Origin of the sequence: Carnobacterium sp. TMP28 (assembly GCF_047553015.1) — a bacterium.
Classification (GTDB): domain Bacteria; phylum Bacillota; class Bacilli; order Lactobacillales; family Carnobacteriaceae; genus Carnobacterium_A.
In genome coordinates, this window is record NZ_CP180212.1 from 895,780 (window position 1) to 911,044 (window position 15,265).

Consider the following 15,265-nt stretch of genomic DNA (forward strand, 5'->3'; position numbering starts at 1 on the left):
AATGTTTAGCTTATCCTTAATTCATGTATTTATTGAGAAAGGAGAAAGTTCATTTGCAGTTAAAACGAATTGAAATTACTGGATTTAAATCATTTGCGGAGAAAACAATTATTGACTTTCACGAAGGTGTTACAGCAGTAGTTGGACCAAACGGTAGTGGCAAGAGCAATATTACTGAAGCTATTCGCTGGGTTTTAGGAGAACAATCTGCAAAAAATTTACGTGGAGGAAAGATGAATGACATCATTTTTGCTGGAACAGATTTGCGTAAACCATTAAATTTTGCAGAAGTAACCTTAGTTTTAGAAAATGAAGATCATTTTTTACCTTTGGATTTTTCAGAAATAAATATTACAAGACGGTTGCATCGCAGTGGAGATAGTGAGTTTTTTCTTAATAAACAAGCATGCAGGTTAAAAGATATTGTAGAGTTATTTATGGACTCTGGTCTAGGGAAAGAATCTTTTTCGATTATTTCGCAAGGAAAGGTAGAAACTATTTTTAATAGTAAACCTGAAGATCGTCGCTCTATTTTTGAAGAAGCAGCGGGCGTCTTTAAATATAAAACTCGTAAGAAAAAAGCTGAACAAAAATTAGTAGAAACAGAAGATAATTTAAGTCGTGTTCAAGATATTGTATACGAATTAGATAGTCAAATTGAACCATTAAAAATGCAAAGTAGTATTGCAAAAGATTATTTAATGCAAAAAGAGCAGTTAAGCGATGTAGAGATTGCGCTAACAGTCGTAGAAATAGAACAGTTAAAGAATCAAGCAGATAGTCAAAATCAAGAACTCGACTCTTTCAATCAACAGCTGAAAAAAATGCAAAAGACAAGTACGCAACTAGAGAAAGAACTACTAGAAGTAAAAAATGAAAAAAATAAGTTATCTGAAATAATAGATAGTGAACAAAATTCTTTAATGAAAGTCTTACAATACTATGAACAATTAGAAGGAAAAAAACAAGTCTTAAACGAAAGATCTAAGCATACTAAGCAAAGTCGACAACAATATGAACAACAAAAGCAAGTAGCTAAAGAAAAAGTCGGAAAATTATCTGAAGAATTAAAACAAGTGACTAAGCGAATGACAAAAAAAAGTGAAGACCAAAAAACAGGTCATTCTCAATTGAAGAAAGCTCAAAAAGAACAACAACTGCTAGCTTCTGATAGTAAAGAAATCAGCGAACAACTTCGTGGCAATTATATCGACTTGATGCAAGAACAAACAAGTTTACGAAACGAACAAAACTATCTAGAAAAAAGCCTCAATCAAGTCTCTCAAAAAAAACTGAAATCTACCGCTAGAATAGCTGCTTTAGAATTAGAAAAAGAGCAATCTGAATTAAAACGAACAAAAATAATAGTAGATATGAAGGCAAACGAGCAAGAAATTGCAGAAAAGATTCTACATTATCAAGAACAACAAGTAATCGTTCAAGATAAACGCGTCCATCTGGAAAATGAAAATAAAAGAATGTTTGATGCATTACGAGTAGTTCAACAAGCTAAAGCAAAAAAAGAAAGTTTACAAGAACTAACAGATGATTATACTGGATTTTATCAAGGTGTAAAAGAGATACTGAAACATAAGGTGAAGATTGGTGGAGTAGTTGGAGCTGTTGCTGAGTTAATTAGTGTTCCTAAAGAAAGTGAAATAGCTATTGATATTGCATTAGGAGCTGCTTCGCAAAATATTGTTGTTCAAGATGAAATAAGTGCGCGTAACTCTATTAATTTTTTGAAACAAAAACGTTCTGGTCGAGCAACATTTTTGCCTTTGACAACTATAAAACCACGTCAATTACCGCTTTCTATTGAAAATAAGGTTAGAAATAGTACAGGTTTTATAGGGATAGCCTCTGAAATAGTTGAGTATCCTAAAGAAATCACATCAATTATTCAAAATTTATTAGGTACGACTATAGTAGCTAAAGATTTGGAGTCCGCCAATAGTATTGCAAAAATGATTCAATTTGGCTACCGGGTTGTAACGCTTGAAGGAGATGTTATGAATGCTGGTGGTTCTATGACTGGTGGGGCAAGCAAAAAAGGGAATCAAAGCAGCCTGTTTTCTCGTAAAAATGAACTGGCTACGTTGAGTAAGCAAATTGACCAAATGGAAAACAAGTTATTGACTAAAGAAGCAGAGGTCCGACAGCTTAAACAAACAGTGATAAAAGAAGAAGGAAAATTAGAAAAAGTGAGAGAGCTAGGCGAACAACAACGACTAAAGGATCAAGAATTAAAAAATACACACACTATTATTCTTGAAAAATGTGATCGTTTAGTAAGAGAATTAAAGGGAAATCAATTTGAAGAACAAGAAGAAAGACAAGAAGAAAGTACTTATACAGAGCGTCTAAAGGCTATAACAGAAGAATTAGTCATACTAAAGGATAAAATGGATCAAACTAAACGCCAAATTGAAATGGTTTCTTCTCAAGATGAAGAAAGAGAAGAGTTACAAGCTACTATTCTTCAAACGATTCAAGAACTAATGACTTCGTCTGCAACTATTAAAGAACAGCTAACAAGTCTGGAAAATGAATACAATAGAATTGAGAATCAATTAGAGATAGAACAAAAAGAAGTAGATAAGTTGACATCATTTATCCAAGAAATTTCTCAATCAAATGGCGATCAAAAAATCTCTGAAGTCGATTTAATAGCTAAATCTTTTAAATTAAAAAAAGAAAAAGAACAAGTAGAAGATTCTTTAATTCTCCACAAAGAAAAACTTCTTTTGCTTCAGGAGCAGTTAAGCCAAATAGAACAAACCGTTGTTTTAAAAAATAATCAACAGCTATATGTTGTTGAGCAAAAAACAAAAGTGGAAGTTTCGTTGAACAGAAATGACGTCAGGATGGATAATCGATTAGTTTATTTAAATGAAGAATACAACCTAACTTTTGAAAGTGCTAAACAGCAACATACACTAGTAATGAAGATAGAAGAAGCAACACAAAAAGTCAGATTACTCAAATTAAGTATTCAAGAACTAGGTCATGTTAACTTAGGTGCGATTGAAGAATTTGAGCGCATTCACAGTCGTTATACTTTTTTAATAGAGCAACGCGATGATTTATTAGAAGCGAAGGAAAGTTTGTATGAAACGATGAATGAAATGGATGAAGAAGTGATTCTTCGATTCACAGAGACGTTTAATGCTATTCGTTTTCGTTTCAGCAAAGTCTTTCCACAAATGTTTGGTGGTGGGACGGCTGAACTACGCTTGACAGATCCTGAGAATGTACTAACTACTGGAATTGAAATTATCGTTCAACCACCAGGTAAAAAATTGCAACAGCTAAGTTTACTATCTGGTGGCGAAAGAGCTTTTACTGCAATCGCATTATTATTTGCCATTATTCAAGTTAGACCTGTGCCGTTTTGTATTTTAGATGAAGTTGAAGCGGCGTTAGATGAAGCAAATGTCGTCCGCTTTGGTCGATATTTAAAAGAATTTGATAGAGATACGCAATTTATTGTTATTACTCATCGCAAAGGTACAATGGAAGAGGCGGATGTTTTGTATGGTGTTACGATGCAAGAATCTGGCGTATCTAAGATTGTCTCTGTTCGATTAGAAGAGACTGAACGAGAAAGTATGAATGTGGTGAACTAAAGTTAAAGGAGTTGGAGCTTGAATGATTAAATTAATTGCAATAGACTTAGACGGCACATTGTTAACGAAAGATCGACTAATATCTGAAGAAAATAAGCAAGCTATTTACGAAGCTAAAAAACAGGGGATAAAAGTTGTTTTGTGTACTGGGAGACCACTACTAGGAATGGTCCATTACTTGGAAGAGTTAAATTTGAGAGAACCAGGAGATTATGGCATTACTTATAATGGTGGTTTAGTTCAAAAAACGGATACAGGAGAAATTTTATCTCAAAAAACATTGTCAAAAAAAGAGGTTCAAGAATTATATAAATTAAGTCAAGACATCAATATGCCTTGTAATTTTATAGATTTAGAAAGAGTATATGAGCCTCCTTATCCAGTTGGAAGAGAGTCGCTGTATCCAACAGTAATGAACGCTTTACCCTTTGTTTCTATTGCACCTGAAGAATTGTATGAAGATACAGTGATAAATAAAGTTGTTTTTTGTTATGAGGAAGAAAGGTTAGACGAAGCTATTGCGAAAATACCTTCAGAATTTTTTGAAAGATTTACCTTAATGAAATCTAGACCAATTTTACTTGAGCTAATGAACAAAGAGGTAGATAAAGGTAAAGGGATTTCTGTACTTTGTGATCTTTTAGGAATCGATTCTCATGAAGTAATGGCCATAGGTGATGAAGCGAATGACTTTGCAATGATTGAGTTTGCTGGGACAGGGGTCGCTATGGAAAATGCTACTCTTGAAATAAAACAAATCGCTCAATTTGTAACTAAAAATAATAATGATCATGGTGTTGCACATGCTATTCAAAAATTCGCTCTTCAATAAATAAGGTAAACAAGATAAGGTGCCTATAAAAAAGAAAAGGGGTAAGAGAATGGGTTTTTTTGATAAAATAAAACGAGCCTTTACAGGTGAAGAAAAAATTGAAACAACTGAAGTGACAGAGAAATATGAAAAAGGATTGGAAAAAACACGTAAATCTTTTTCAGATCGGATGAATGAATTATTTGCAAATTTTAGAACAGTGGATGAAGATTTTTTTGAAGAATTAGAAGAAATTCTTATTGGTGCAGATGTTGGGTATGAAGCATCAATGGAAATCAGTGATGCACTACGTCAAGAGGTTAAATTGAAAAACGCTAAGAGTCAAGGCGAAGTGCAACAAGTGATTATCGAAAAAATGGTTGAAATTTATGAGAAAGATAATACAGAAAAACCAGAAATTAATATTAATAAAGAAGGGTTAACGGTTATTTTGGTCGTAGGGGTTAATGGTGTAGGTAAAACAACGACCATTGGCAAAATGGCTAAGCGTTATCAAACAGAAGGGAAAACAGTTGTTTTAGCTGCTGGGGATACTTTTAGAGCAGGAGCGATTGAACAATTAATTGTGTGGGGTGAGCGAGTGGGTGCCCAAGTTGTAACTGGTAAAGCTGGAAGTGATCCCGCGGCTGTTGTATTTGATGCTGTTCGTCAAGCTAAAAAACAACAAGCAGATGTTTTGATTGTAGATACAGCTGGACGTTTGCAAAATAAAGTTAATTTGATGAATGAACTAGAAAAAATGAAACGTGTTATTGAGAAGGAAATCGTTGATGGCCCACATGAAGTGTTACTGGTTTTAGATGCAACGACTGGTCAGAATGCCATGGTTCAGGCGAAACAATTTAAACAAACAACGAACGTAACCGGGATTGTTTTAACAAAACTGGATGGAACAGCTAAGGGGGGCATTGTTTTAGCTATTCGTAAAGAATTAGATATACCAGTTAAACTTGTTGGCTTGGGTGAAGCAGTAGATGATTTGCAAGAGTTTGATCCAGGAGAATACATTTACGGTCTATTTAGTGGCTTGATTAAGGATTCAATGTAATCGAATGAGTGTAAATGGAAAAAGAGCCTGAAAGGGTTCTTTTTTTATCTAAATGACTCATTTGTACTTAGTGCAAATAGAGAGGAAACAGCTTAAAAGTATTGACTATTTAGTCGATAATGAGTACGCTTAAGAAGTGCAAAAATGAGACTCACTGTAAAAATAGGTCAGATAAAGAAGGAAGAGTTAAAATGGAAATAGAACGAACGAACCGCATGAATGCGTTATTCGATTTTTATGGATCTTTACTCACTGAAAAGCAACAAAAATACATGTTGCTTTATTTTGCAGATGACTATTCTTTAGGTGAAATTGCAGAAGATTTTGATGTGAGCCGACAAGCAATCTATGATAATATTCGTAGAACAGAACAAATTTTAACGGATTATGAAAAAAAATTGCATTTAGTAGAAAACTTCAATCAAACTGAAGGAACACTTAATGAATTTTCACATTATCTAAAGACTCACTATCCAAATGATAAAACAGTAGAAAACTATATTCAACAATTAAAAAAAGAATCAATAGAGTAAAGGAATGGTGAATTAAATGGCATTTGAGGGATTATCAGAAAGATTGCAAAATGCAATGGCAAAAATGCGTCGTAAAGGCAAGGTATCTGAAGCAGACGTAAAAGAAATGATGCGTGAAGTAAGATTAGCTTTGTTAGAAGCAGACGTTAATTTTAAAGTAGTAAAAGATTTTGTGAGAGTTGTTAGCGAACGTGCAATAGGCTCAGAAGTATTAGAAAGTCTTTCGCCAAGTCAACAAATACTGAAAATCGTTAGTGAAGAGCTAACAAGCTTAATGGGTGGAGAACAAAGTACCATTCAAATGGCAGCAAAAGCTCCAACAGTTGTTATGATGGTCGGTTTGCAAGGTGCAGGTAAAACAACAACAGCTGGAAAACTAGTAAACTATTTGAAAAAAACGCAAAATAAACGTCCTATGATGATTGCAGCTGATATTTACCGTCCAGCCGCTATCCAACAGTTAGAAACATTAGGAGAACAATTAGATATTCCAGTATTCTCAATGGGCGATCAAGTTAGTCCAGTGGAAATTGCTAAGCAAGGAATACAAAAAGCTAAAGAAGACCATCTTGATTTCGTTATTATTGATACGGCTGGTCGCTTACAAATAGATGAGACGTTGATGACTGAGCTGACAGATATTAAAGCTGCTGTAAATCCTACAGAGATTTTCCTAGTAGTGGATGCTATGACGGGTCAAGAAGCGGCGAATGTGGCAGCATCTTTCAACGAACAGTTAGACATCACAGGTGTCATCTTAACAAAATTAGATGGCGATACTCGCGGTGGAGCAGCTCTTTCTATTCGTTCAGTTACTGGAAAACCAATTAAATTTGTTGGACAAGGTGAAAAATTAGATGCACTAGAGCCATTCTATCCTGATAGAATGGCTAATCGAATTCTTGGTATGGGAGATATGCTTACTTTAATTGAGAAAGCCCAACAGGATTTTGATGAGAAGAAAAATGAAGAAATGACAAAAAAATTAAAAGACAATAGTTTCGATTTTAATGATTTTATTGATCAAATGGATCAAGTGAGTAATATGGGCCCGCTAGAAGACATCCTTAAGATGATTCCGGGCATGAGTAATGCTCCAGGTCTTGAAAATTTACAAATAGATCCAAAAGATATGGCTCGCATGAAAGCCATCGTTTTATCGATGACACCTAAAGAGCGAAAAAATCCTGATATCTTATCTCAAAGTAGAAGACGTAGAATTGCAAGAGGTTCAGCAAGGCCGATTGCAGAAGTTAATCGTATGATTAAACAATTTAACGAATCAAAAAAAATGATGAGTAAAATGACTAAAGGGAATTTTGATGGCATGGATGGAATGTTTGGCCAAGGTGTCAAAGGTAAAATAGGTAAAATGGCAATGAATTCTATGGTTCGTAAAAATAAAAAGAAAGTCAAAAAGAAAAATAAAAACAAGCGGTAGAACCTAAAAAAAATAAAAAAAAGACTGTAAAGAAAAAACACTTTACAAGGATGAAATTTCCTGTTAATATACTTATTGAGAGATAGTTAATGGAGGTGTAATAAATATGGCAGTAAAAATCCGCTTGAAACGTATGGGTTCTAAAAGAAATCCATTTTATCGTATAGTAGTTGCAGATTCTCGCGCTCCACGTGATGGACGCTTTATCGAACCTGTAGGCACATACAACCCAGTTGTTAGCCCAGCTGAAGTGAAATTGGACGAAGAATTAGTATTAAAATGGTTAGCTGAAGGTGCGCAACCGTCTGATACAGTCCGTAACATCCTTTCAAAAGAAGGCGTTATGAAAAAATTCCATGATTCAAAAAATAGCAAATAAAAAGGATGAGAACTATGGCTGACATGAATGAGTTAATTCTTACCATTGTTCGTCCACTTGTTAGTTATCCGGAAAAACTACTCATTGATGTTGTTGAAAAAGATGATTTTTTAGAATATCAGTTATCTGTTGATCCAGATGATATAGGACGTTTAATAGGGAAAAAAGGTCGCGTAGCAAAAGCTATTCGAACAATTATCTACAGTGTTAAGGTCGAAGGACCAAAACGTGTTAGATTAATTATTCAAAATAGTGAAAATTCTTGAAGCAAGAAACCATTTCTAAGGAATGGTTTTTTTCTTTTTTATATAATAAATTTTCAAACAAAACGTATGGTACAATAAAAAAGAGCTAGCATAGAAAATTAAAAAGAAGTGAGGGACACTATGACTAAATTATATAATGTAGGTAAAATTGTAAATACTCAAGGTATTAAAGGAGAAGTACGTGTTATTTCAAGAACAGACTTTCCAGAAAAACGGTATAAAAAGGGCTCAATACTATTGCTTGATCAACCGGGTAATAAAACGATAGAATTAGTAGTCGCTAGTCGTCGTAAACACAAAACATTTGACATTGTATCATTTGAAAATCATCCTAATATTAATGATGTAGAAAAATACCGTGATGGAATTTTAAAAATAACTGAGGAACAAATGGGTGATTTACCGGAAAATGAATTTTATTTACACCAAATCATCGGTTTATCTGTTCAAGATGAAAAAGGACAAGAATTAGGTGAAATTACAGAAGTATTATCACCAGGAGCGAATGATGTCTGGGTGATAAAACAATTAAACGGTAAAGACTTATTGATCCCTTATATAGAAGATATCGTATTAAAAGTTGATTTAGAAAACGAATTAGTCACCATCCATGTGATGGAAGGGTTAATAGATTAATGAAAATTGATATTTTAACTTTATTTCCTAGAATGTTCGAAGGGCCTCTAACGGAATCAATTATTGGCAAAGCAATAGAAAAAAAACTATTGAATGTTACCATAAGAAATTTTCGGGATTATTCTGAAAATAAGCACCGCAATGTTGATGATTATCCATATGGTGGAGGTGCAGGTATGTTGTTGACTGCTCAGCCAATATTTAGTGGGTTAGATGCAATCGAAGCTGAAAATCCTGAGACAACCAAACGAGTTATTTTGTTAGATCCAGCAGGTGTCCCTTTTACACAAAGTCTTGCTGAAGAACTATCAGAGGAAAGTCACTTAGTTTTTATATGTGGTCATTACGAAGGTTACGACGAAAGAATACGCACACTAGTAACGGATGAAATATCATTGGGAGACTTCGTTCTAACTGGTGGAGAGCTAGGAGCGATGGTCCTAATTGATGCGGCTGTTCGATTGTTACCAGAAGTATTGGGGAATGATGAGTCTGCTAAAACCGATTCTCACTCAACAGGTTTGTTGGAGCACCCTCAATATACGAGACCTGCAGAATTTCGCGGCATGAAAGTACCCGACGTCCTAATTAGTGGAAACCATAAAAAAATAGCAGAATGGCAAGAAAAAGAATCGTTGCGTCGGACTTATTTGAGAAGACCAGACATGTTGACAGATACCGTCTTTACAAAAGATCAAAAAAAATGGCTAGATGATATTAAAAAAGAAACGAATTTATTATAAAATAAGGAAAACTACTTTACACTCTTTTTAGGATGTGGTAGACTATCTTAGTGAGTGGGGAAAACCTGCTGAAATAACGATATTCCGCTGTATCCAAATGGTGATGTATGAATGTTTGTTGGAAGGAGAAAAAAACATGAATTTAATTGAATCAATTACAAATGAACAATTACGCGAAGATATCCCAGCTTTCCGTCCAGGAGATACTGTCCGTGTTCACGCTAAAATTGTTGAGGGTACTAGAGAACGTATCCAATTATTTGAAGGCGTAGTAATTAAGCGTCGTGGAGCTGGAGTTAGCGAAACATATACTGTTCGTAAAATCTCTAACGGTGTTGGTGTGGAACGTACATTCCCATTGCACACTCCTCGTGTAGCATTAATCGAAGTTATCCGCTTTGGTAAAGTACGTCGTGCTAAATTATACTACTTGCGTGCATTACATGGTAAGGCAGCTCGTATTAAAGAAGTCCGTCGTTAAGAAAATACTAGAAGCACGTGATCTCAATTGTGAGGTTTATGTGCTTTTTTTATTTTTAGAAGAGAGAAAAAGTCAAAAGCAAGTAATAAAATAAAAGGCAATTAAAAATGATTGACAAAATTTAGTTTATTCTGTAAAGTAATGTGAGTTGTTGGAAAAAAATCTATGGTTATATCAACAATAAATAAGTTTATATTCACATTGACTTGTTCATAAGTAACGTGATAAGATACGTATGCGATAAAAATATAATTTGTTTAAAAAATGAATAAAAATACAAAAAACAAATTTGAGTTTAGTGTTGACAAGTTAAGTAACTTCTGGTAATATTTAGAAGTTGTCAAAACGACAACGCAATCAAATTAGACCTTTGAAAACTGAACAAAGTAAAATAATAAACTGTGAACGGCGGTTCGGCCAAGGGTCGAACCAAAAGAAACAAAGTGAATAATTATTCGCTAGCAAGTCAGTTTAATGAGCTTCAAGCATCGTTAAAAAGCGAAACAATCCTAACGGGTTGCTTCAACTTTTATGAGAGTTTGATCCTGGCTCAGGACGAACGCTGGCGGCATGCCTAATACATGCAAGTCGAACGCTTTTTCTATTGAGTGCTTGCACTCGATAGAAGAGGAGTGGCGGACGGGTGAGTAACACGTGGGTAACCTGCCCATAAGTGGGGGATAACATTCGGAAACGGATGCTAATACCGCATAATTCTGATTGCCGCATGGCAGACAGATGAAAGGTGGCTTCGGCTACCGCTTATGGATGGACCCGCGGCGTATTAGCTAGTTGGTGAGGTAATGGCTCACCAAGGCAATGATACGTAGCCGACCTGAGAGGGTGATCGGCCACACTGGGACTGAGACACGGCCCAGACTCCTACGGGAGGCAGCAGTAGGGAATCTTCCGCAATGGACGAAAGTCTGACGGAGCAATGCCGCGTGAGTGAAGAAGGTTTTCGGATCGTAAAACTCTGTTGTTAGAGAAGAACAAGGATGAGAGTAACTGCTCATCCCCTGACGGTATCTAACCAGAAAGCCATGGCTAACTACGTGCCAGCAGCCGCGGTAATACGTAGATGGCAAGCGTTGTCCGGATTTATTGGGCGTAAAGCGAGCGCAGGCGGTTCTTTAAGTCTGATGTGAAAGACCCCAGCTCAACTGGGGAAGGTCATTGGAAACTGGAGAACTTGAGTGCAGAAGAGGAGAGTGGAATTCCATGTGTAGCGGTGAAATGCGTAGATATATGGAGGAACACCAGTGGCGAAGGCGACTCTCTGGTCTGTAACTGACGCTGAGGCTCGAAAGCGTGGGGAGCAAACAGGATTAGATACCCTGGTAGTCCACGCCGTAAACGATGAGTGCTAAGTGTTGGGGGGTTTCCGCCCCTCAGTGCTGCAGCTAACGCATTAAGCACTCCGCCTGGGGAGTACGGCCGCAAGGCTGAAACTCAAAGGAATTGACGGGGACCCGCACAAGCGGTGGAGCATGTGGTTTAATTCGAAGCAACGCGAAGAACCTTACCAGGTCTTGACATCCTTTGACCACTCTAGAGATAGAGCTTTCCCTTCGGGGACAAAGTGACAGGTGGTGCATGGTTGTCGTCAGCTCGTGTCGTGAGATGTTGGGTTAAGTCCCGCAACGAGCGCAACCCCTATTATTAGTTGCCAGCATTCAGTTGGGCACTCTAGTGAGACTGCCGGTGATAAACCGGAGGAAGGTGGGGATGACGTCAAATCATCATGCCCCTTATGACCTGGGCTACACACGTGCTACAATGGATGGTACAACGAGTCGCAAGATCGCGAGGTCAAGCTAATCTCTTAAAGCCATTCTCAGTTCGGATTGCAGGCTGCAACTCGCCTGCATGAAGCCGGAATCGCTAGTAATCGCGGATCAGAACGCCGCGGTGAATACGTTCCCGGGTCTTGTACACACCGCCCGTCACACCACGAGAGTTTGTAACACCCGAAGTCGGTGAGGTAACCCTTTTGGGAGCCAGCCGCCTAAGGTGGGATAGATAATTGGGGTGAAGTCGTAACAAGGTAGCCGTATCGGAAGGTGCGGCTGGATCACCTCCTTTCTAAGGATATAACGGAACCGTCACAGTTGTTTTACTTTGTTTAGTTTTGAGAGGTCTAATCTTCTCAAAAAGTAAGTAGTTGTTCTTTGAAAACTGGATAGTGTTTAACATGTAAGAAAATCAAGAAACCAAGAAAACATCGCGTTTTATTTTTTAATGTATTTCTTCACCTTAGGGTGAATGGAATAGTTAACATGACCATAGGTTAAGTTAATAAGGGCGCACGGTGGATGCCTTGGCACTAGGAGCCGAAGAAGGACGGGACTAACGCCGATATGCTTTGGGGAGCTGTAAGTAAGCTTTGATCCAGAGATTTCCGAATGGGGAAACCCAACACTCTTTATCGGGTGTTACTATTGACTGAATACATAGGTCAATAGAGGTAGACGCAGAGAACTGAAACATCTAAGTACCTGCAGGAAGAGAAAGAAAAATCGATTCCCTGAGTAGCGGCGAGCGAAACGGGAATAGCCCAAACCAGAAAGCTTGCTTTCTGGGGTTGTAGGACTGAACACATAGAGTCATAAATGAATGAAGTAGGAGAAGCGACCTGGAAAGGTCCGCCGAAGAGGGTAATAGCCCCGTAACTGAAATTTCGTTCACTCTGATCAGTATCCTGAGTACGGCGGAACACGAGAAATTCCGTCGGAATCCGGGAGGACCATCTCCCAAGGCTAAATACTCCCTAGTGACCGATAGTGAACCAGTACCGTGAGGGAAAGGTGAAAAGAACCCCGGAAGGGGAGTGAAACAGCACCTGAAACCGTGTGCTTACAAGTAGTTAGAGCCCGTTAATGGGTGATAGCGTGCCTTTTGTAGAATGAACCGGCGAGTTACGATCCCATGCGAGGTTAAGTTGATGAGACGGAGCCGTAGCGAAAGCGAGTCTGAATAGGGCGAATGAGTATGTGGTCGTAGACCCGAAACCAAGTGATCTACCCATGTCCAGGTTGAAGGTGCGGTAATACGCACTGGAGGACCGAACCCACGTATGTTGAAAAATGCGGGGATGAGGTGTGGGTAGCGGAGAAATTCCAATCGAACTTGGAGATAGCTGGTTCTCTCCGAAATAGCTTTAGGGCTAGCCTTGGAATTAGAATCATGGAGGTAGAGCAACTGTTTGGACTAGGGGCCCTTCTCGGGTTACCGAATTCAGATAAACTCCGAATGCCATTGATTTATATCCGGGAGTCAGACTACGAGTGATAAGATCCGTAGTCGAGAGGGAAACAGCCCAGACCACCAGCTAAGGTCCCAAAGTTTATGTTAAGTGGAAAAGGATGTGGGGTTGCTTAGACAACTAGGATGTTGGCTCAGAAGCAGCCATCATTTAAAGAGTGCGTAATAGCTCACTAGTCGAGTGACCCTGCGCCGAAAATTTACCGGGGCTAAACATAACACCGAAGCTGTGGATAGAACTTAGGTTCTATGGTAGGAGAGCGTTCTAAGGGCGTCGAAGCTAGACCGTGAGGACTGGTGGAGCGCTTAGAAGTGAGAATGCCGGTATGAGTAGCGAAAGACGGGTGAGAATCCCGTCCACCGAATGACTAAGGTTTCCTGGGGAAGGCTCGTCCTCCCAGGGTTAGTCGGGACCTAAGTCGAGGCCGATAGGCGTAGACGATGGACAACAGGTTGAGATTCCTGTACCAGTTTGTTTTGTTTGAACAATGGAGGGACACAGTAGGCTACGGAATACGCACTGTTGGATATGTGCGTCCAAGCAACAAGTCTTGAGGTGAGTCAAATGCTTGCCTCTATTAAGGACAAGTTGTGATGGGGAGAGAAATTAAGTATCGAAGTTCCCGATGTCACACTGTCAAGAAAAGCTTCTAGTTAGAAACAATCTGCCCGTACCGCAAACCGACACAGGTAGTCGAGGAGAGAATCCTAAGGTGTGCGAGCGAACTCTCGTTAAGGAACTCGGCAAAATGACCCCGTAACTTCGGGAGAAGGGGTGCTGACCAATTGGTCAGCCGCAGTGAATAGGCCCAAGCAACTGTTTATCAAAAACACAGGTCTCTGCTAAATCGAAAGATGACGTATAGGGGCTGACGCCTGCCCGGTGCTGGAAGGTTAAGAGGATGGGTTAGCTCTCGAGCGAAGCTCAGAATTGAAGCCCCAGTAAACGGCGGCCGTAACTATAACGGTCCTAAGGTAGCGAAATTCCTTGTCGGGTAAGTTCCGACCCGCACGAAAGGCGTAATGATTTGGGCACTGTCTCAACGAGAGACTCGGTGAAATTATAGTACCTGTGAAGATGCAGGTTACCCGCGACAGGACGGAAAGACCCCATGGAGCTTTACTGCAGTTTGATATTGAGTGTTTGTACAGCTTGTACAGGATAGGTAGGAGCCTATGAAGCCAGGACGCTAGTCTTGGTGGAGGCAATGGTGGGATACTACCCTTGCTGTATGACCACTCTAACCCTCAGCCATGATCTGGCTGGGAGACAGTGTCTGACGGGCAGTTTGACTGGGGCGGTCGCCTCCTAAAGTGTAACGGAGGCGCCCAAAGGTTCCCTCAGAATGGTTGGAAATCATTCGTAGAGTGTAAAGGCAGAAGGGAGCTTGACTGCGAGACCTACAAGTCGAGCAGGGACGAAAGTCGGGCTTAGTGATCCGGTGGTTCCGTATGGAAGGGCCATCGCTCAACGGATAAAAGCTACCCTGGGGATAACAGGCTTATCTCCCCCAAGAGTCCACATCGACGGGGAGGTTTGGCACCTCGATGTCGGCTCATCGCATCCTGGGGCTGTAGTCGGTCCCAAGGGTTGGGCTGTTCGCCCATTAAAGCGGTACGCGAGCTGGGTTCAGAACGTCGTGAGACAGTTCGGTCCCTATCCGTCGCGGGCGCAGGAAATTTGAGAGGAGCTGTCCTTAGTACGAGAGGACCGGGATGGACACACCGCTGGTGTACCAGTTGTTCTGCCAAGAGCATCGCTGGGTAGCTATGTGTGGACGGGATAAACGCTGAAAGCATCTAAGCGTGAAGCCCCCCTCAAGATGAGATTTCCCATCACGTAAGTGAGTAAGACCCCTGAGAGATGATCAGGTAGATAGGTTGGAAGTGGAAGTACAGCGATGTATGGAGCGGACCAATACTAATCGGTCGAGGACTTAACCATTTTTAAACGATGAAGAAACGGTTTTATTGTCTTATAGTTAAACACTATCCAGTTTTGAGAGAACAACG

At 39.2% G+C, this 15,265-nt stretch carries 10 protein-coding genes and 2 rRNA genes; all 12 read left to right on the top strand.

The genetic code is table 11. The annotated features are described in order from the left end of the window. The first annotated feature begins 53 nt into the window (after positions 1 to 53). The 12 genes from smc to ACMHYH_RS04375 all read left to right on the top strand — a co-directional run bounded on the left by smc (position 54) and on the right by ACMHYH_RS04375 (position 15,197). Entirely contained in the window at positions 54 to 3,629 is a 3,576-nt protein-coding gene (gene smc, locus ACMHYH_RS04320) for a chromosome segregation protein SMC (protein ID WP_414840122.1), read from the top strand. A 22-nt stretch (positions 3,630 to 3,651) separates the two neighbouring features. Continuing rightward, the gene (gene yidA / locus ACMHYH_RS04325) at positions 3,652 to 4,461 is read left to right on the top strand and encodes a sugar-phosphatase (protein WP_414840123.1); all 810 of its coding nucleotides are present in this window, start codon (positions 3,652 to 3,654) and stop codon (positions 4,459 to 4,461) included. Between the two features lie 49 nt (positions 4,462 to 4,510). Then, positions 4,511 to 5,509 carry a signal recognition particle-docking protein FtsY gene (gene ftsY, locus ACMHYH_RS04330; RefSeq protein ID WP_414840124.1) on the top strand — a complete coding sequence of 333 codons (999 nt, stop codon included), beginning with the start codon at positions 4,511 to 4,513 and terminating at the stop codon, positions 5,507 to 5,509. 191 nt (positions 5,510 to 5,700) lie between these two features. Further along, the gene (locus tag ACMHYH_RS04335; protein ID WP_414840125.1) at positions 5,701 to 6,042 is read left to right on the top strand and encodes a putative DNA-binding protein; all 342 of its coding nucleotides are present in this window, start codon (positions 5,701 to 5,703) and stop codon (positions 6,040 to 6,042) included. A gap of 16 nt (positions 6,043 to 6,058) precedes the next feature. Beyond that, a complete protein-coding gene (gene ffh, locus ACMHYH_RS04340; protein WP_414840126.1) occupies positions 6,059 to 7,483 on the top strand; it encodes a signal recognition particle protein in 1,425 nt (474 codons plus the stop codon). A 106-nt stretch (positions 7,484 to 7,589) separates the two neighbouring features. Beyond that, positions 7,590 to 7,862 carry a 30S ribosomal protein S16 gene (gene rpsP, locus ACMHYH_RS04345; protein WP_085560114.1) on the top strand — a complete coding sequence of 91 codons (273 nt, stop codon included), beginning with the start codon at positions 7,590 to 7,592 and terminating at the stop codon, positions 7,860 to 7,862. Between the two features lie 14 nt (positions 7,863 to 7,876). Continuing rightward, complete coding sequence (locus ACMHYH_RS04350) at positions 7,877 to 8,128, top strand: KH domain-containing protein (RefSeq protein WP_414840127.1); 252 nt, start codon at positions 7,877 to 7,879, stop codon at positions 8,126 to 8,128. 120 nt (positions 8,129 to 8,248) lie between these two features. Then, complete coding sequence (gene rimM, locus ACMHYH_RS04355) at positions 8,249 to 8,764, top strand: ribosome maturation factor RimM (RefSeq protein ID WP_414840128.1); 516 nt, start codon at positions 8,249 to 8,251, stop codon at positions 8,762 to 8,764. After that, complete coding sequence (gene trmD, locus ACMHYH_RS04360; RefSeq protein ID WP_414840129.1) at positions 8,764 to 9,507, top strand: tRNA (guanosine(37)-N1)-methyltransferase TrmD; 744 nt, start codon at positions 8,764 to 8,766, stop codon at positions 9,505 to 9,507. The genes rimM and trmD overlap by 1 nt, the downstream gene beginning before the upstream one ends. Positions 9,508 to 9,643: 136 nt before the next feature. Then, positions 9,644 to 9,988 (top strand): 50S ribosomal protein L19, encoded by a 345-nt coding sequence (gene rplS, locus ACMHYH_RS04365; RefSeq protein WP_085560109.1) that lies wholly within the window; start codon positions 9,644 to 9,646, stop codon positions 9,986 to 9,988. Positions 9,989 to 10,515: 527 nt separating this feature from the next. Further along, positions 10,516 to 12,073: ribosomal RNA gene (locus ACMHYH_RS04370) — 16S ribosomal RNA — on the top strand. A gap of 203 nt (positions 12,074 to 12,276) precedes the next feature. After that, positions 12,277 to 15,197, top strand: a 23S ribosomal RNA gene (locus ACMHYH_RS04375). Together the 16S and 23S rRNA genes form the textbook arrangement of a ribosomal RNA operon. Positions 15,198 to 15,265: the final 68 nt, after the last annotated feature.